Annotated in this window: 16 protein-coding genes; 7 read left to right on the forward strand and 9 right to left on the reverse strand. The window is 61.7% G+C overall.

Translation table 11 applies throughout. From position 1 onward, the window contains the following. Nucleotides 1-91 precede the first annotated feature (91 nt). The 5 genes from BSZ35_RS09635 (at nucleotide 92) to BSZ35_RS09655 (ending at nucleotide 4,644) form a co-directional block, all read left to right on the forward strand. Entirely contained in the window at nucleotides 92-2,314 is a 2,223-nt protein-coding gene (locus BSZ35_RS09635) for a heavy metal translocating P-type ATPase (RefSeq protein ID WP_272483060.1), read from the forward strand. Nucleotides 2,315-2,543: 229 nt separating this feature from the next. Further along, nucleotides 2,544-3,404: an acyl-CoA thioesterase II gene (tesB, locus tag BSZ35_RS09640; protein WP_105012236.1), complete on the forward strand. Its 861-nt coding sequence runs from the start codon at nucleotides 2,544-2,546 to the stop codon at nucleotides 3,402-3,404. A 142-nt stretch (nucleotides 3,405-3,546) separates the two neighbouring features. After that, a complete protein-coding gene (locus BSZ35_RS09645) occupies nucleotides 3,547-3,903 on the forward strand; it encodes a hypothetical protein (RefSeq protein ID WP_105012237.1) in 357 nt (118 codons plus the stop codon). 3 nt (nucleotides 3,904-3,906) lie between these two features. After that, a complete protein-coding gene (locus BSZ35_RS09650; RefSeq protein ID WP_146110047.1) occupies nucleotides 3,907-4,428 on the forward strand; it encodes a hypothetical protein in 522 nt (173 codons plus the stop codon). An 18-nt stretch (nucleotides 4,429-4,446) separates the two neighbouring features. Next, nucleotides 4,447-4,644 carry a hypothetical protein gene (locus tag BSZ35_RS09655; RefSeq protein ID WP_105012239.1) on the forward strand — a complete coding sequence of 66 codons (198 nt, stop codon included), beginning with the start codon at nucleotides 4,447-4,449 and terminating at the stop codon, nucleotides 4,642-4,644. Between the two features lie 38 nt (nucleotides 4,645-4,682). On the opposite strand, the gene phoU is transcribed toward BSZ35_RS09655, so the two are convergent. The 7 genes from phoU to BSZ35_RS09690 form a co-directional block, all read right to left on the reverse strand. After that, nucleotides 4,683-5,417, reverse strand: coding sequence for a phosphate signaling complex protein PhoU (phoU, locus tag BSZ35_RS09660; RefSeq protein ID WP_105012240.1), 735 nt, complete (start codon nucleotides 5,415-5,417; stop codon nucleotides 4,683-4,685). A 197-nt stretch (nucleotides 5,418-5,614) separates the two neighbouring features. Continuing rightward, entirely contained in the window at nucleotides 5,615-6,511 is an 897-nt protein-coding gene (gene pstB / locus BSZ35_RS09665) for a phosphate ABC transporter ATP-binding protein PstB (RefSeq protein WP_105012241.1), read from the reverse strand. Between the two features lie 44 nt (nucleotides 6,512-6,555). Next, nucleotides 6,556-7,443 carry a phosphate ABC transporter permease PstA gene (gene pstA / locus BSZ35_RS09670; RefSeq protein ID WP_105012242.1) on the reverse strand — a complete coding sequence of 296 codons (888 nt, stop codon included), beginning with the start codon at nucleotides 7,441-7,443 and terminating at the stop codon, nucleotides 6,556-6,558. Between the two features lie 99 nt (nucleotides 7,444-7,542). After that, nucleotides 7,543-8,508 carry a phosphate ABC transporter permease subunit PstC gene (gene pstC / locus BSZ35_RS09675; RefSeq protein ID WP_105012243.1) on the reverse strand — a complete coding sequence of 322 codons (966 nt, stop codon included), beginning with the start codon at nucleotides 8,506-8,508 and terminating at the stop codon, nucleotides 7,543-7,545. Nucleotides 8,509-8,550: 42 nt separating this feature from the next. After that, the gene (locus BSZ35_RS09680) at nucleotides 8,551-9,624 is read right to left on the reverse strand and encodes a PstS family phosphate ABC transporter substrate-binding protein (protein WP_105012244.1); all 1,074 of its coding nucleotides are present in this window, start codon (nucleotides 9,622-9,624) and stop codon (nucleotides 8,551-8,553) included. Nucleotides 9,625-9,758: 134 nt separating this feature from the next. Then, a complete protein-coding gene (locus BSZ35_RS09685) occupies nucleotides 9,759-10,451 on the reverse strand; it encodes a response regulator transcription factor (protein WP_105012245.1) in 693 nt (230 codons plus the stop codon). A 230-nt stretch (nucleotides 10,452-10,681) separates the two neighbouring features. Further along, nucleotides 10,682-11,140: a hypothetical protein gene (locus tag BSZ35_RS09690; protein WP_105012246.1), complete on the reverse strand. Its 459-nt coding sequence runs from the start codon at nucleotides 11,138-11,140 to the stop codon at nucleotides 10,682-10,684. 485 nt (nucleotides 11,141-11,625) lie between these two features. On the opposite strand from BSZ35_RS09690, the gene BSZ35_RS09695 reads away from it, so the two are divergent. Both BSZ35_RS09695 and BSZ35_RS09700 read left to right on the forward strand, forming a co-directional pair. Beyond that, a complete protein-coding gene (locus tag BSZ35_RS09695) occupies nucleotides 11,626-12,948 on the forward strand; it encodes an MATE family efflux transporter (RefSeq protein WP_105012247.1) in 1,323 nt (440 codons plus the stop codon). A 184-nt stretch (nucleotides 12,949-13,132) separates the two neighbouring features. Further along, entirely contained in the window at nucleotides 13,133-17,104 is a 3,972-nt protein-coding gene (locus BSZ35_RS09700; protein ID WP_219846621.1) for a hybrid sensor histidine kinase/response regulator transcription factor, read from the forward strand. Nucleotides 17,105-17,308: 204 nt separating this feature from the next. Here BSZ35_RS09700 and BSZ35_RS09705 read toward each other — a convergent pair whose 3' ends face one another. Beyond that, nucleotides 17,309-17,992, reverse strand: a complete 684-nt coding sequence (locus BSZ35_RS09705; protein ID WP_105012249.1) for a response regulator transcription factor — start codon at nucleotides 17,990-17,992, stop codon at nucleotides 17,309-17,311. Nucleotides 17,993-18,052: 60 nt separating this feature from the next. Next, on the reverse strand, nucleotides 18,053-18,784 hold the full coding sequence (locus BSZ35_RS09710; RefSeq protein WP_105012250.1) for a hypothetical protein: 732 nt from the start codon (nucleotides 18,782-18,784) through the stop codon (nucleotides 18,053-18,055). Nucleotides 18,785-18,975: the final 191 nt, after the last annotated feature.

Here is an 18,975-nt window from a genome sequence, read left to right on the forward strand (position 1 = left end):
GGTCGAGCTCGACACCGACCGGGGCCGCCTCGCCCTCGACTACGATCCGTCGCGTCTGTCTCCCCGCGAGGCTGAGCAGCTGATGCGCCGCATGGCGTCGGCTGTGGACGAGCCGCACTCGTCCTGTACGCTGCCCCTCGGGCGTCGGGGCGGACGCAGCTGCGACACCTGCGCCCTCGCCCTCGAAAAGCGGCTGCGCGAGGTCCCCGGCATCCGGGACGCCCAGGCCTCGTTTCGGAGCGGTCTCCTGCGCGTGACGTACGACGACGCCATCACGTCCCCCGACGACCTCACGCGCATCGTTCAGAACCTGGGAGAACACACCGCGCCTCGCTCCGCCGAGCCACGGGCGCAGAACGAACCGACGCCGTCTGACGAACCTCCAGAGGAACAGCCGGTCGAGCCAACGCAACTCCGGCGCGAATCCATCTTCGTCGGCCTCTCCCTCGCAGGCATGGTTGGCGGATTGCTCGCCGGATGGCTGGACGCCCCGTCCGCCGTGGCGTGGACGAGCTACGGCGTTTCGTACGTGTTCGGCGGATGGTACGGCCTCAAGGCGGGCCTGGAGACGCTACGGGAGGGGGCTGTTGACATCGACCTGCTCATGATCCTGGCGGCGATGGGCGCACTGGCCATCGGGGCGCCGTTTGAGGGCGCGATGCTGCTCTTCCTCTTTTCGCTCTCAAACGTGTTGCAACACTACGCCATCGGGCGGTCGCGCCGGGCCATCGAGGCCCTCATGACGCTCCGTCCCGAAACGGCACGGGTGCGACGCGGCGACGACACCGAGGTGGTCCCAATCGACGAGGTGACGCCCGGGGACGTGTTCGTCGTGCGTCCGGGCGACCGCATCCCACTCGACGGGGTGGTGGCCTCGGGCGAGAGCACGATCGACCAGTCGGCCCTTACGGGCGAATCGGTACCGGTCCCCAAAACCGAGGGCGACGAGATTTTCAGCGGGACGATGAATGAGGAGGGCAGTCTCGACGTGCGGGTGACACGACCTGCGCAGGAGTCCGCCCTCGCCCGCCTCATCCGCATGGTGGAAGATGCGCAGGGCCAGAAGGCACAGACGCAGCGCCTCATCGACCGGCTGGAGCAGCCGTACGTGATCGGCGTGCTGAGCATGACCGCCGCTGCCCTCGGCCTTCCGCTCGTGTTCGGCGCGACGTTCGATCCAACGTTCTATCGCGCCATGACCCTCATGGTAGCGGCCTCCCCCTGTGCCGTCGTCATCTCGACCCCCGCCGCCGTGCTGTCGGCCATCGCCGCGGGGGCCCGGCGAGGCGTGCTCTTCAAGGGTGGCGCCCACGTCGAGGCAGCGGCCAACATTCGCGCGGTGGCCTTCGACAAGACGGGCACCCTCACGAAGGGGGACACCGACCTCACGGACATTGCCGTCCACCCCGAGGCCACGTTCAACGGCACGACCGTCACGGAGGAGCGCCTACTCGCCCTCGCGGCGGCGGTACAAGCCCGCTCGGAGCACCACCTCGCCCAGGCCACCGTCGACGCGGCTGCGGATCGAGGTCTAGAGGTCCCGAGCGCGGCCGGCTTCCAGGCCCGCGTGGGGAAAGGAGTGCACGCCTCGGTGGACGGGACGACACTCCACATCGGGAATCCGTCTTATTTCGACACGCTCGGCAGTAGACCGATCGCCCACCTTGACGAGGGACTCGACGCTGTCAATGCGTGGCAGTCTGAGGGCAAAACCAGCGTCCTCGTGACCGCCGAGACGAACGACTCCATTCACGTGATCGGGTGGATCGCCTTTGCCGACACTGTACGGGAGAATGCGGCGGAGACCATTGCGGCACTGCGCGACCTCGGCGTTGAGCACGTGGTCATGCTCACCGGCGACAACAAAGAGGTGGCTCAGCGGATCGCCGAGCAGGTGGGCATCGACGAGGTGCAGGCCGAGCTGATGCCGGAGGAGAAGGTCGAGACCGTGCGTCGCCTCGTATCGCGATACGAGCACGTGGCCATGGTGGGCGACGGCGTGAACGACGCCCCAGCCCTCGCCACCGCCACCGTCGGCGTCGCCATGGGGGGAGCCGGCACCGACGTGGCCTTGGAGACGGCCGACCTCGTCCTTATGGCCGACGACCTCTCCATGCTGCCCTACGCCTTCGGTCTAAGCCGTGCCACCCGCCGCACGCTGCAAGTCAACCTCTCGATTGCGTTTGGGGCCATTGCCGTGATGGTGGCGTCCATTCTCGTGACCGGCATTTCGCTCCCCTTGGCGGTGGTGGGACACGAGGGCTCCACCGTCGTCGTCTCCCTCAACGGCCTGCGCCTCCTTCGGTATCGGTAATCTCTGGCTGCACTGTTATTCGCCGGAAATGAGAGACGCCCCACTCACGTATCTGTCCTCCGTATTGCGTATTCCGTAGTGCGTGTTTCGTATTGCGTATTTCGTATTGCGTATTTCGTGGTGCGTAATCGACCGGGAATGGCAATGATACGCACTACGAAATACGAGAGCACAAACCTAACGCGGGCGGAATCAGCATCTCGATCCTCCCCATCCCTCCCCCCAGCCCATGGCATTCCAGCTCGACGACCTGTACGACCTTCTTGACCTCGAATACATTGAGCATAACATTTTCCGGGGCCGCAGCGTCGACATCGGCTCGGGAAACGTCTTCGGCGGACAGGCCCTCGCACAGTCGCTCGTGGCTGCCCAGCGCACCGTTAAGGACACACGCGTGCCCCACTCGATGCACGGCTACTTTATTCTCCCGGGGGACGTGGACGCGCCCATCGTGTACGAGGTCGATCGCCTGCGCGACGGCAAGAGCTTTACCACGCGCCGCATTGTGGCCATCCAGCACGGACGGGCCATCTTCAACATGGCGGCGTCGTTTCAGGTGCCAGAGGAGGGGGCGGAGCATCAGGCCGAGATGCCGGACGTGCCGGGACCGGACGACCTGCCCCGTGAGCTTGAACTGATTCGTGCCGTCGAGGACCAAATCCCGGAAGCCGTGCGCTCCTTCTACACGCGGGAGCGGCCCATCGAATTTCGGCCCGTGGCGCCCGTCGATCCGTTCGACCCGGACCCGACCCCGCCCACCAACCACGTCTGGTTTCGGGCGCGGGGCACGCTTTCCGACGACCGGCTCACGCACCAGAGCTTGCTGGCGTACGCATCGGACTACGGCCTGCTAAGCACGGCGCTGCGGCCGCACGGCCTCTCGCTCGTGCAGCCGGACCTGCAGGTCGCCTCTCTCGACCACGCGCTCTGGTTCCACCGGCCCGTGCGGGCAGACGAGTGGCTGCTCTATGCGATGGACAGCCCCAGCGCCTCGGGCGCCCGCGGCTTCGTGCGGGGGCAGATCTTTTCCGCGGACGGCACACTCGTCGCGTCGGTGGCGCAGGAGGGGCTGATGCGAGTGTGGGAGTAATACAAAACCCGATTGGCGATGGCCACCGGAATGTCTTTGAAAGCAGTGTCGATCCGAGGGAGGCTTTGCGCTTCCCCTCCATCCTGGCTACCCATTTCACGAGAGTGCTCCCCTTCTTTACCTTTACTGCAGGAGGAGGAGAATGACAGAAGCGATTTCAGAGATCGAAGAGTACTTTCGGCAGCGGGCGCAGGAGCGGCAATGGGTGTCGCTCATTGCGGCCACGTATCTCCGGCTCGGCTTCCCGGCCCTGCTTTCACTCACCATCCTCTACAAGAACGACCTCAGCGACGCCTTCTGGCCGGTCATCATCACGACGAGCCTCATTCAGATTCTGAGCGTCCTGGTGCGCGTCTCCACCGGAAAGAGCGAGACCGCATTCTTCGAGCATAGAGACCTTCAGCGCAGGTACGAAGAACTGGAGACGCGGTACGAAAACGAAAAAGAACGATCCAGGGCCGCAGTGTATGGAATTCAGGCCTTGAGAAACGCCTCGTAGGTGGTGATCGACGCCCTCACGTCGGCAGACGAAGCGCAAAACGAGGGAAATCTAGAAGAGCTCGTTCGAGAAGCACTGTATTCAGTCGTCGGACTCCGCAAAGAAATTTTCGGCTTCTCCGGCGAACGATACAACTTTGCCGTGTACCAGTACAATTCAGAGCGCGACGTTCTGCACGTGCTGTACCGAGACGTTCATCGAGACATTCCCCGGCAAGATCGAGAGTGGAAGCCGGGATTCGGACACGTCGGATTTTGTTTTATTCGGCGGGAGGCCGTTCTTTCTCACGACGTGACCGAATCGGAAGAAATGGCAGACGACCAGTCCGAAACGGACGATGAACACTACGTGTCCATTGCGGCCGCTCCCATCTTTTCTCTCACCTCCGGTGACGATTCGGATCCTCGCGGCGTGCTCGTAATTACAAGCAGTGCACCCAATCAGTTTGAGAAAGCGATTCACCGGCCCTTCCTGATCGTTCTCGCCAACATTCTGTCGATGCTATTCCACATCACGGACAACTGACCAAGCCGCCCACTCGCCATGCCGGATACTCCCAACGAGACACAGGATAAAAATCGCCGTCAGAATGGAGAAAGCGGCGGAGCCGTATCGTACTACGACTTTTCCACCGACCGCCTCTTCCAGAGATACCTTCAGGGAGACGAGGACGCGGGCCGAAAAGCTCTAGAAGCGGTTCGCCGAGAAGTCGAGTCCGACCTGCGCGAAGCACGTCGCTGAACGCGGACATCATACGAAAAACGGAAACGCCCCGCGCACTACGCCTCCCGGGACGACACGTCCGACGACGCGTCGGGCTGCCCGTTGTTTGGCGCTGCCTCTTCTTCCTCGTCCACTCCTCGGTGGCGAATGTCGCGCCCCTCGATCATGAAGACGATGCCCTGAGCCACGTTCTTCGCGTGGTCGGAGATGCGCTCCAGGGCCTTACTCACCGTCAGGAGATGCGAGAGGGCCTCTGCCTGCTCGTGCCCCTCTTCCATCATCTTTACGAGCATAGAGAAAGTCTCGTCGTGGAGACGGTTCACCTGAAGATCGCGGGCAATGACCTTGCGCGCCTTCAGACGATCGTTTTCCAGAAACGCATCTTCTGCCTCCCGGAGCATCGTGCGGGCCATGTCGGCCATCTTGGGCAGCCGTGTTTGGGCCAGCAGGCCAGGCGCATCGGCCAGGTGCCGCGCGTTGCGGGAAAGGTTACTACAATGGTCCCCAATGCGCTCCAGATCCGTATCGATCTTCACGGCCATGATGAGCATGCGCAGATCCACGGCCACAGGCGAATGCAGAGCCAGGATGTGCTCACACTGCTCGTCGATACGCAATTCGAGGGCGTCGATGGCGTCGTCGCCTTCCACCACCTGCTCAGCAAGCTCCGTATCGCCCTGCAGGAGGGCATTCATGGCGTCGGCAAATTGGGAGTCGACGTGATTCGCCATTTCGGCGATCAGGCCGCGAAGCAGTGCGAGCTCCTGGTCGAGAGAAGAACGATTCGACATGGCCGGGAGGGGGATGAGAAGGGCGACGTGAGCGAGCAGGACAGACCGTTACTGCTGTACTGTGCAGTTTCGAGGTCGTGGATGTCGTATTACGTATTGCGTAGATGCCCGGTCCAGGCCCAAAATACCCAATACGGAAAGCGAGATCTCTGTTCGGGCCCGCCCTCTCGGCATTGAAAACAACTGTTGGAGACCCCCTACCCAAACCGTCCCGTCACGTACGCTTCGGTCCGATCCTTCTCGGGACGGGTAAAGAGCTGATCGGTCGGATTCATTTCGATGAGGCGCCCCATGTAAAGAAACGCCGTCTCGTCACTGATGCGAGAGGCCTGCTGCATGTTGTGGGTGACGATCACGATCGTGTACTCTTCTTTTAGCTCCGTGATCGTTTCCTCCACCTTCGAGGTGGCAATGGGGTCGAGCGCACTGGCCGGTTCGTCCATGAGGAGTACGTCCGGCTCCACCGCAAGGGTGCGGGCAATGCAAAGGCGCTGCTGCTGGCCGCCGCTCAGATCGTACGCGCTGGTGTGAAGGCGGTCTTTCACCTCGTCCCAGAGGGCCGCCTGGCGCAGGGAGCGTTCCACGAGGGCGTCGATGTCGCCGGTGTAGCCGTTGATCTCGGCCCCCCAGGCCACATTCTTGTAGATGGTCTTGGGGAAGGGGTTGGGCTTTTGAAACACCATGCCCACCCGGCGGCGCACCATCACCGGATCGGTGTCCTTTGCGTAAATGTCTTGCCCGTCCACGTGAACATTGCCCTCCAGGGTGGTGCCCTGGATAAGCTCATTCATGCGGTTGAGGCACCGAAGCAGGGTCGACTTGCCACACCCCGACGGGCCGATGAGGGCCGTCACCTGCTCGGGCTGAATTTCCATCGAGATGCCCTGTAGGGCGTGCGTGTCCTCGTACCAGAAGTGGAGATCGTCAATATTGATCTTAGGCTGCACGGCAGACGTTGAGGGATTAGAAGCGGCCGTCTGCGCCTCCTTGTCCGCGGCCTGCCCGTTGTTGGACGCCGGGGACTCGTCGGTGGACGGATCATCCACAGGAGTCGTCGAGGCAGAAGCTTGGTCGGCGGGCTCGTCGGTCGGCATGGCAGGCAGAATCGGTCGTGCGAAAGCAGTGGGCAGCCGTTGGTTTAGGCACCGGCGCGGCGCTCTTCGAAGTAGTTGCGCAGCAGGATGGCCGTGAGATTCATAGTAAACAGCAGAATCATGAGAACGACGATCGCAGCAGCCGCAAGTCCCCGGAATTCATCTTGCGGCCGGGCCGTCCAGTTAAAGATCTGAATCGGCAAGGCCGTAAACTGATCCATCGCCCCCCGTGGCAGGAACGGAATAAACGTGAGAGCGCCGACCAGAATGAGGGGGGCTGTTTCGCCAATGGCGCGGCTGAGAGCCAGAATGACCCCTGTAAAGATGCCAGGCGCAGCCATGGGCAATACATGACTGTAAATCACCTGCCAGCGGGTGGCGCCGAGTGCGAAGGCGCTTTCGCGAATGCCACTCGGGATGCTCCGTAACGCCTCCTGCGTGCTAATGATGATGATCGGAAGAATGAGGAGACTCAGCGTAAGGGCACCGGCGAGAAGACTGTTGCCCCACGCGGCAAACCGAACGAAGAGAGCAAGTCCCAGGATGCCGTACACGACTGAGGGCACCCCGGCAAGATTCGCAATGTTCACCTGAATGAGCCGGAGAAACCAGCCGTCCGCTGCATACTCTTCCAGGAAGAGTGCCGACGCCACACCCAGCGGGACGGAAATGAGGGCCGTGAGGCCCATGAGCCATAGCGACCCGACGAGTGCCGACTTGATCCCGGCCTCCTCCGGATGACGCGACGGAAAGCTGCTGATAAATTGCCCGTCGAGCCACGGCGCAGCCGTGACTGCCACGTCCACCAGAAGGGTCACGAGCACCACAATGCCAAAAATCGTGGCCAGAAACAGAATCCCGGCCAGGATCATGCCGAGACGCTTTCGGCGCGTGCGGCGAAGGTTAAATGTGCCGTTCGAAGAAGGCTCCATTTGTGTGAAGGGTAAAGGGTGGAAGGCTCAAGCTTGAAGGTTCGACAAGCGTCCATCACTGCTAACATCCAACCTTCAACATTCTAACCTTTACCGACCTTAGTATTTTTCCTGGTAGCGACGCGTGATACGATTGGCCAAGATGTTCATCGCAAGGGTGATGAGGAAGAGCACCAACCCCACGGCGAAGATGCTCTGATACACAATGGTGCCCTGTGGCGTGTCGCCTTTGCTCACCTGCACGATGAAGGCCGTCATTGTCTGAATCGACTGCGTGGGGTCAAGCGTCATCTTCGGCGTGGCTCCCGCCGCCAGCGTCACAATCATTGTCTCCCCAATGGCTCGACTCACAGCCAGAATGAAGCTCGCCATGATGCCACTGAACGCCGCCGGCACGTTGACGCTGAGAACGGTTTCAAATTTCGTGGCGCCGAGCGCGTAGGCGGCTTCCCCGAGACTGTCGGGGACAGCCTGAAGAGCATCCTCGCTCAGCGATGCGACCATCGGGATGATCATGATGCCCACCACGATGCCACCGCTAAGGGCGTTATAGACCCCCAACCCCGGGATGACGGTTTGCAGCAGAGGAGTTACGAAGGTGAGGGCAAAGTAGCCGTACACGACCGTCGGCACCCCGGCCAGCAGCTCCAGCCCCGGCTTCAGAATCTGACGCACCCAGTCCGTGGCGTACTCCGAGATATAAATGGCGCTGGCCAACCCCACCGGCAGGGCCACGACCGCCGAGATGACCGTCACCAGCACCGTGCCGCTCAGCAGGGCCCAGATGCCGAAGTGCTTGTTGGCAAACTGCGGCGTCCACCGCGTGTCCCCGAAAAACTCGCCGAGGGCCACCGACTGGAAGAAGGGAATCGACTCGATGACGAGCACGGCCGCAATGCCGAGCGTCGTAAGCACGCTCACCAAAGCACAGGCCCCAAGCACGTACTTGATGGCCCGCTCCTTGGGACTGTTATAGATCTGCTGCCGGAGATCGTCGGCCGGGCGCGACGCCGCAGTGGTCGTCGTTTCAGGGGCGTTTGTGGCCGTGGAGGACTCCGTACTCATAGCGCGCGGCGCAAATCGGCGAGAAGCCAGTGAGGAGAGAATTTATTCATCAGTCGTGTCGGCGGCCGTCGTGTCCCTCCGGGAACGGAGCATGTCCGTTACTTTCGTGCCCGTCACATCCATTCCCTCGGCGCCAAAGATCGTGCCCGTCGTGCGGTTCTGAAAGCGCTGGAGCGCAAGGTCATAGGCCTCTTCCGGCATGCCCACGTAGCCCACGTCGGAGGCCAGCGTGCGTGCGTTTTCCAGGTAGAACTGGACGAACGACTCGACGGTCGGCGTGATCTTCGCCGGGTTTACGTAGATGAAGAGGGGGCGGGACAGGGGGCGGTACGTTCCGTTCTGAACCGTTTCGGCACTCGGGGTCACGCAGGACGCGCCGCTGTCACGCTGGTCGGGGTCGATGCCGAGCACCTTCAAGTCGTCCGCGTTGTTTTCGTAGTAGGCCAACCCAAAGTACCCGAGCGAGGTCTCCGTTCCCTTAATGCCCTGAACGAGCACGTTGTCGTCTTCACTGGCCGTGAAATCCGATCGGCTGGCCCCGCTCTCTCCCACAATCGCCTCGGTGAAGTAGTCGTAGGTGCCGCTGGCCGTGCCCGGACCATAGAGATCAATCGGCCGATCCGGAAACTCGCTGCGGAGCTGATTCCAGCGGTCGATTGAGCTGTTGGGACGCCACAGCTCTTCGAGCTCCTCGGCGGTGAGGCACTCCACCCAATCGTTCTCGGGATGCGCGACCACGGCCAACCCGTCGTAGGCCACCGGGATCTCAATATACTCGACGCCATTGCTTTCGGCTTTCTCGATCTCCTCGGGCGAGATGGGGCGGGACGCATCGTTGATGGCCGTTTCTCCCCGCAGAAACTTCGCAAATCCCCCACCGGTGCCGCTCACTCCCACATTGACACGGGCCCCCGGAGTCTCCTTCATGAACTCCTCCGCCACGGCTTCCGTGAGCGGAAACACGGTGCTGGAGCCGTCGACGCTCACCGACTTGGCCGACCCGCCGCCGCATCCAGCAAGCGCAAGAACCAATGCACACGCAATCACGCCCAGGCCTCCAGTAGACGCCCAGAGCGAAGAGAACAATGATTCAGCGGAATGAGACGAGGTCATCATGGGTGACGTTCGAGTGGAAAGTCGGGGATGGAATGGTTGAAGTTGCGGAAACAGGGCGTTCATGTCAAATAGAGAATGCCAAAGATTCCGACACTCTCAGGATTGAGGGACGAGCCGGGACACACACCGTGGGGCTATTCTTTCATTCGGTAGCCCACTCCTTTCACCGTTTCAATGTATTCGCTTCCAATCTTTTGCCGAATCTTCCGCACGTGCACGTCTACGGTCCGATCCACAACGTACACGTCCCGTCCCCAAACCTCATCCAGAATTTCCTGACGGGAGAAGACCTTGCCGGGATGGGACGCTAGAAAGTACAGAAGCTCGAATTCTTTTCGGGGCATCCGGAGCTCTTCCTCGTCCCCTTCCCCGTTTTTCTGATAGACCAAGTAGCGGTCCCGATCCACGCGCAGGTTGTGCACCTTGATTTGGTCGGGTGGGTCGGCGTAGCGCCGAGCACTTCGGAGAAGGGCGTTGGCCTGGCTTATGATGACGGACACGGACACCGGCTTGCCGAGATAGATATCCGCCCCTACATCGAGCCCTTCGACCTGATCCTCCTCTTCGGTACGGGCAGTGAGCATCATGATCGGGATGGTGCGCAAATGGGCGTCCTTTCGCAGACGCTCGCACACCTCGATGCCGTCCATTTTCGGCATCATGATGTCGAGGATGATGAGATCCGGCTCATGTTCTCGTGTCTGCTCAATGGCCTCCACCCCATCCCGAGCAAGAAGAGTGTCGTATCCTTCCTGCTCCAGGTTATACTCCAGTAGGCTCAACAGATCCTCTTCGTCATCGACGACGAGAACCGTCGGGCCCTCCATGCCAAAGTCTGGTGCGTTCACGGCGTTGGGGATAAGTGATCCCAAAAACGGTGTATCGGGCGATTTTACACCGGAATGACGGTGGCTGTTGTTATCGAACCATTATCATCCGGACGGCGTGCCGTCCTTTGCGGTTTTTTTGCACCCACATAATAATGCCCCCCGCCGGCCAAAACCAACGGGGGACACGTTCGACGCAAATGAGGAACCGCGTTTCTCTTTCTAGGGCACTACTCACTGGAGCGTACCTGGGAGGTCGCCGTGCGATCCGCCTCATACTGCGCGATCGCATTCTCGGCCACTGTCGTCAGCCGCTCGGACTCGAAACTGTCCATCTGCGCCTTGAGTCCACGCATGGCCGTGTCGGTACCGATGGAATACAGTGCCGAAATCGCCATGATGCGAAGCGACTCGGTCTCCCCTTTACTTACAAGCGCGTGGAGGGGCGTGACCATCAGGCTATAGAAGTCGGCATCGAACCGTCCGACGTGGGCGTAGTGACTGATGAGGCTGATAGCGTCCGCCTGCTTGGCGACGACGCCACTGTTGAGATTGTTCATGATCGTCATCTTGGCAGCCGTCTCCGTTTGTGGCGTGTCGGTCGTATCTGCCGGGATCGCCATCGTGCTCATCGGAAGCAGTGCGAGGAGCAAAAGGAGCGTCGGGAGTGCGTGTCGGAGTCGAGTCATGAGTGCGGTTGGATTCGTCTACGGGAATACGGAATGCGAACGCAGGGGCTGGCGCCCGGGCTGTCCCAGCCCACCGTTCCGACCTGGCCGGTCGCTGCGGCCGAGCCGAGATCGCCAGCATGTTCACCCGCCCCTACGACCGGTTGGCGGAAAAGTGGCAGATTTCTGTCTCGAAAACATGCATTCTCTGTCTACGCAGTTTGAAGGAAGCGATTTCATTTCCCTGAAAACGCTTCTTTTCATAATCCGGTTACACGGCCCTCAGAGGCATTTTTTGCTGTAACCGCTCCCAAGACGAGCACTTTTCTTTCCCATTTCCCTCCAGAAACACTCCTCAAAAGAAAAGACCATTTCCTTTCGCCCAGGCGAACCGCTCACTCTCTTCTTGGCTATTACGAAAAGATCGGAGGGACGGCGAACCCATTCCAAATGCGGATCGTGCAGAGAGGCGATCCGCAATTCCTTCTGATCGGTGTTCGGCGCCAGTGTCTCTCTCGCTCACCAGTCCCCACGACGACGATATTCTGACCCTTGCGGTGCCTGCCCTCGCGGGGCTTGCCGCCGACCCGCTCGTGTCCCTCATCGATACGGCGTTCGTCGGGCAATTGGGAAGTGTTGCCCTGGGCGCGCTCGGCGTCAACACGTCCATTTTCTCGATGACGTTTGTCGTCTTCAACTTCCTTGCGTACGGGACCACCCCGCGCGTGGGGCGCGCGGTGGGCAACGACAATCGAGCAGAGGCCGGGCGGGCGGTCGTGCGGGCGCTCGTGCTCGCCGGACTGTGTGGGATTCTCGCACTGATCGCCCTTCAGCTTCTGGCCCGCCCCATTCTCGTTCTAATGGGGGCGAGCAACGACCTGATGGCCCCGGCCCTCAACTACCTGCGCATTCGCGCACTGGCAGGGCCCGCTGTGCTCCTCATCACGGCCAGCCACGGCGCCTTCCGGGGCTACCAGGACACCCGGACGCCGATGCTCGTCACCATCGGGTTCAATATCGTCAATGCGAGCCTCGATCCCATTCTCATCTTCGTTCTCGACTGGGGAGTGGCCGGCGCGGCGGCCGCCACCGCCATAGCCCAATGGCTCGGCGCCCTCGTCTTCCTGGGGCTGCTCCTTGGCACCCGGCGGGACGAGCTTGGCGTTGAGCTGATGTGGCCTTCCCTTCGCTCCCTGGTCCCCTTCCTCAAGGTGGGACGCGATCTCCTGCTGCGCACCGGCTCGCTCGTGGGCAGCATGACGCTCGCAACAGCCGTGGCTGCGCGGGTGGGAGTGACGGCCGTCGCGGCCCACCAGGTGGCCCACCAACTCTGGCTCTTTCTCGCGCTTGTGGTCGACGCCCTTGCCGTAGCCGCGCAGGCCCTCGTGTCAAAACACCTGGGGGCCAATGACCCCGAGACTGCACGAGCCGTGTCGGACCGCCTCTTTCAATGGGGCTTCGCGGTCGGGGTCGTCCTCGGCCTCGCGTTCTTTCTCCTCCGTCCCGTCCTCCCCCATTTCTTTACCGACGACCCGGACACCGTCGCGGCACTGCTTGACGTGTATCTCTTCGTCGCGCTGCTGCAACCGCTCAATGGCCTCGTCTTCGTGGGAGACGGCATCTACATGGGCGCCGAGGCGTTCCCGTACCTCGCAAAGGCCATGATTGGCACCGCCCTCGTCGCCGCCGCGGTGCTCGGCCTCGTCCTCCCGATGGGATGGGGCCTCACGGGCGTGTGGTGGGGCATCGCAACGCTCATGGGCGGGCGGCTTCTCACGCTCGCGGTGCCGTACGGCCGACGATCCCTCTTCCCAAACGAAGCGGCATAAGCATCCTCCCGGGGCGATCTCTTCATTCCCATTACAAAAATTCCCATTCCCAGCAATACCGCTCTGCTTCAGGTATCCTTGCTCCTACACGAACGGATGGAGATGGGACTTTTGGCCTCCATTTTGTACATTTTGCCCCCCCGGTTCTCCTCTGTCCTTACCCACCGCATCGACCATGACGTCCGTGCGGTATGCTGCTTTCGTTCTCGTCGTGGCGGTGGCCCTCGGCTCGGGGGCACGGCCGCTCTGGGCGGACACGGCTCCCTACCTCCGCTATGCTACCCACGACGGGCTCCCCAGCAAAGACATCACGGCCCTTGCCCAAACGAGCAATGGGCTCCTCTGGATCGGTACCCGGAACGGACTGGCAGTCTACGACGGCCACCAGTTCCGCACGATTCCTATGCCGGACTCCGTGCGCCAAAAGCAGGTAATTTCCCTCCAGCCCATGCCGGACGGATCGGTGTGGGCAGGAATTGGTCACGATGCTGTCCGGGTGGCCCCGCACGGGATCACCCGGGTGCTCCTGCTCGGCCCTCACTTGCATAGCGAGATTCTAAAGCGGGACGACGAAATCCTGTTCGTCACGGATCGGTCCGTGTGGAGCCTTCCGTCCTCTCACCGCCGTCCAACTCGTACCCGCTTCCGGTACGACACCCTGTCGGACGTGACGCTCGTCCGAGGGGCCGACCTAGACTCCCAAGGACGGCTGTGGGTGGTAAACAAAAGACGAGGACCGGGACGCGTGCGACCGGATGGACGGGTTCAGTTCTCCGAGCCTCCCCTCTCCCTCCCAGATCGTCCTCAGCCTCAAACAGGGTTTTCCGATCTCCACTTTCTCGCGGATGGAACCGCGCTGGTCACCGGCGCCCGCCGGCTGTTTCGGTTCGACCCCGAAGCGCATACGCTGACCCCTCTTTCTGATGGACTTCCTCCCCTCGCTGAGATTAGCCACGACGGCACTGTGGCCCACCTCACCCAGGCCCCGTCCGTTCTTCGGTACGACACACAAGCTCGTCAGATACGGCCTTCCATTGGCCCGGCGCAGGAGGCGCCCAACGCCGCGACAACTTCACTCCTTCACGACCGGGAAGGCGGCCTTTGGGTGGGGACCCAAAACGGACTCCTGCATTTTATGAATCCAGCCTCGCGGCACGTGGAAGCCGTCGACGGCGTGTCGTTCCAAACCGGAGCGTCGTTTCGGGCACAAGACTCAACGCTGTGGGTCAGCACGTGGGGAGACGGCCTTTTCCAGCTCCGCCCTGAGCGCAGGCGCGTGGCCCCTGACGGACGGACCCGGTGGGTTTTCCCTCGCAGCCACGACGGCCAACTGCACGCCCTCGCAGGTCCGGGCCGCTGGTGGTACCGATGGAATACTTCCAACGGATGGAACCTGATGAGATTTGCAAAGGATGCTGTCCGGGGCTACGTCGACTCCTCCGGTACTGGCTACTTTTGGCATAACGACGGCCTGTACCGTCACGTGCCTGCCGGAGACACGACGGAGCGCACCCGCCTCCGTCCCTGGTCCGTCGGCACCTCCCAGCACCACCTGATGGGCCCCGCTCCGAACGGAGACCTCATTCTATTCGACGAAGGCCACCTCCTTCGCCTGCGACGTCCGGACGGCGCAGTGCTTGACACCATTGCCTTCGTTCCTGAACACGTCCAATCGCAGGGGCGTCGCCTCCAAATCGACTCGGCCGGCCGCATCTGGTGTCCCTTCCGCGGCGGCGGCCTGCTCCGCGTGGACCCGTCCCGCGGAACGACGCAGACGCTTCTGAAGGGAACGATCGTTGAAAAAGTCACCCTGGGGGGCGACAGTCTGGCCATGGTCAATACCAAGAACGGCCTCTATCTGCTGGATGCCCAAACCGGCTCCCTCCGACGTCACCTCACCGAGGCCGATGGCCTCCTGTCGAACGATGTGAACGGCAGTCTCATGATGGAGGACACCCTCTACGTGGGCCATCTGTCGGGCCTCACGCTCCTCCCAACCAGTTCGCTCTTTCGGACGCCCCCAACGCCCCACGCCGTCCTTACGGGACTGGAAATCAACCTCGACAACCGTCCCTTACCGTCGGACTCCCTTTTCGGACAGGAGGAGCGCGCGGTCGGATTTTCCTACACTGGCGCCAGCCTCCTCTACCCCGACCGCGTCCACTACGAGGTGCGGCTTTCGCCTCGGGACACAACGTGGAAAACGACTCCGCGACGCTTCGTCCGATATACGAATCTGGAGCCAGGCACCTATCGGTTCGAGGTGCGTGCACGGCTGGAAAATTACCCGCCCGGCCCGGTGGCAACCTACACGTTTACCATCCCCCCCCATTTCTACGAGACGTGGTGGTTTCAACTTCTCCTCGTGCTGGGGGTCATCGGGAGCGGCCTCGGCATCTACCGGTGGCGCACCGCTCGCCTTCGGAAGCGACAAGAAGAGTTGGAGACCGCCGTCGAAGATCGAACCCAAGAACTGGTCGAGGAGAAGAAAAAGACCGAACGGCAGGCCGAGCGCCTCGCGGAGTTGGACGACGCGAAGAATCGCTTCTTCGCTCACGTCAGCCACGAGTTTCGCACGCCCCTTTCCCTCATCCTCACCCCCCTGGAGGAGCAGCTCCGTCGCAGCGATGGATCGGTCTCGTTCGGACGTCGACAGGCCCGCCGCATGACGGAAAACGCCCGCCGCCTGCAACGCCTCATCGACCAGCTCCTCGACCTTGCCACCCTGGAAGCCGGTCGCATGGAGTTGAACCGCCGACCCGGCCGCCTGGCGCGTCTCGTCCGTCGGCGCACCGAAGCCTTCCGCTCAAAAGCCGACCAAAAAGACATCGACCTCCAGGTCGACGTGCCGGACGCCCCGATCGAGACGCACTTCGATCCGGAGAAGATGGAGACGATTGTGACCAATCTCGTAAGCAACGCCATCAAGTTTACACCGGAAGGCGGCACCGTCACCCTCCGGGTCGACACGACCGAACATGCCCAATCGATGTCCCCTCCGACCGCGGAGGACGCCGTGCATGGCACCGTCCGCCTCGAGGTGTCCGACACGGGACCCGGCATCGATCCCGACGTGCAAGAAACGATCTTCGACCGGTTCGAGCAAGCCGATGCCTCCAGCACGCAAACCCACGACGGCATTGGTCTTGGACTGGCCTTGACCCAAGAACTGGTGGAGCTCCACGGCGGAACGATTGACGTGAACAGCACGCCGGGGGAAGGGACCACCTTTGTCGTGGAGCTCCCCCTCGTGGCGGCGCCGTCCCCCTCGTCCGAGCGTACAACCACACCGGAGGACGATCCCTCAACCGAGGCCGGAGCGAACGGCGTCGACCGCCCCTCCGCGCCGGACGCCTCCAAGATCGAGAGCTCCTCCCGCGACGACGCGACTCCGCCGAGCGACGCAGCGACGATTCTCGTCGTGGAGGACAATGCCGAAATGCGTGCCTACCTGCACGAGCAGCTGTCGCATTCGTGGAGGATACTCGAGGCGACGAACGGTGAAGAAGGATGGGAACAGGTGCAGAAGAACGAGCCCGACCTCGTGCTCAGTGACGTCATGATGCCGGAGACCGACGGCTATGCTCTTTGCCGTCGCATTAAAGCGGATGAGCAGCTCCGCGTGACGCCGGTCTTGCTCCTGACGGCACGGGCGGACGAGACGGCCACCCGCGAAGGACTGCAGTGCGGTGCGGACGACTACGTAGCCAAGCCGTTCGATGTGGAAGAGTTGCGGCAGCGCATCGCGAACCATCTGGCGGCCCGTCGTCACCTCCAGTCCCACTATCGAGAGGAGGTAAGCCTCGCAGGCCTGAACGCGACCGCCGAGGAGCAGTCGTTCCTAGAGCGGGTCGTCGACGCAACGGAGGGGCGGCTTCAAGATCCCGACTTTACGGTGGGCGACCTGGCGTCAGAGATGGCCCTGAGCCGCCGGCAATTGACCCGACGGTTGAAGAAGGCGGTGGGAGAAACGCCTGGGAACGTGATTTATCGACTGCGCATCGAGCGGGCCAAAACCCTCCTGGCTTCCGATACAACGTCGGTGGCTGAAGTGGCCTACGCAGTGGGATATCGGTCGCCGTCCTCCTTCTCCCAATCCTTCCGGAAAATGGTCGGCTGCCCTCCCTCCGAGTACGTGGAGGCGCAACAGGAATAGAAGCCGTATGGCCCCACGCCCGGCCGTCCCGTCCCGATGCCTCTCTTCCGACAAAGGAGCGAAGAGACTCCGTCCCTTCATACACAAACCCCCCGCTCGTACCGTCGGTGAGGAGGGAAGGCCGACGAACGAGCAGGGGGTTTGCCCCGTGCGCCTCTATAAGAACAACGTCCGACAAACTGGAACCGGGGATCCGCCCCGACGCTATGCCATTCTCGATTCGCGATTCCGGGAACGAAGTACACGCGGCCCTGGCACGTAGCCGCGCTGATATGTCTGGTCGGCCATCTCTACTATGCTTCGAACTCCGAGCTTCCCCTTAATATTCTCTCGGTGCTTTTCCACTGTCCGGGGACTAATGCCGAGCTGCTCGCCGATCTCTCGGCTCGTATAGCCCTCCGCCGTCATCTGCACCACTTCCCGCTCCCGGATTGTGAGAACCCGATACGGATCGGACTCCAGCGCCTCCGGCGCCCCTGCCTCTGCCATGTAGGACTTCGGAAGAGCATTGCTTAGATAGCGTTCCCCCCGTCGCACGGTCGTAATCGCGGCACAGATCTCTTCCAGTGAATCGCGCTTCCGTACGTAAGCATGAGCCCCGCGCCCGAACACCTCTCTCACACGGCGCTCCTTCTCCGACGTGGTGAGAACTACGGTCTTTACCGGAAGGGACTTCTCCTGAAGATAGTACAACACGTCGAGCCCATTCAGGTGCGGTAGTCGAAGGCTAAGCACGAGCACCTCGGGGGCGTGCTCCTCCACCGCCGATACGGCGTCCAGTCCAGTTTGGACGGAGGCCACCACGCGTCCCTGCATTCCTTCAATGGCAGAACGCATGCCCCATCGGGTCACGTCGTGGTTGTCGGCAATGGCAGCAGTCAAAGACATGGCGGAAATCTTGGGTGGATTCTTGGGGTCAACAATACAGTTCTGTCGGCTCAACGACCTCTACCGAAGCTTCTTCTCCTTCATTCGAAGCCCCTCGGTCTTGCCGCTGAACAGAATCCCGTCCGCCGAAACGGAAGGCGACACCCCGTCGAGCGTGAAGTAAATATGCGTGCACTGGAGCGCCTGGGAGGACGACGTAAACTGGACGGACGCTGCACTTCGCTCCTCCATCGTGTTCGACTTGGTATCGTCCTCATAGTCGACTGCAACCAGCACAGACTCTCCGTTGTCCACGTAGTGATATGAGTCCGGCTCCTGCATGGTCGTTACCCCTTCGCTCCCACCACTGTAGGTCGGCTCGTCCGGGCTTCCCGTCAGGTCCGTCTCCTGGCTGTACAGCACCTCGCCGCGGTTCCGACACTCCATGGTCACCGACGTAGGCTGCATCTGCTCAAAGTCGGTCTTCACCAACTTCCGTCCCCTCTCAACCCCTTCGTGAGTAATTCGGGCCACAGGCTCGCCCCGCTGATCGTCAATGAGCTCGATTGAAAAGGTCTCCCCTTCCGAAATGGACCCGGATTCGAAAAAGAGATTTGCTTCATTGAGGGCCTCGGCTTCGATTCGAAGCTCGGAGGACTGCCGCCTCGGAGCGTCGGAGGAAGTGGACGAATGCACGTTCACGGCATCACACCCCGTGAGCAGCCCAAAAGCAATTCCAACCGTACACACCACAAGTGCGTGCTGGACCGCTCGTCGACCATGTGAGACAATCGAAGCAGTGGAAAACGTCATGGCACTAACCTTTTAGCTCTGAAGAATGGGACTAGGGGAGCGGCTTTGCCTCTCCACGTCTCATTTCAAAGGTATAGTGCCCCCATATTCGTTCAATCAGAGCATCCGACCGTTTTTCCGGATCGGATCGTGGAAAAACAGATCGGATTGTGGATCTCAACACGCAGATTTGTTCGTGCGAGGATCCCCCC

Source organism: Salinibacter sp. 10B (assembly GCF_002954405.1).
Classification (GTDB): domain Bacteria; phylum Bacteroidota; class Rhodothermia; order Rhodothermales; family Salinibacteraceae; genus Salinibacter.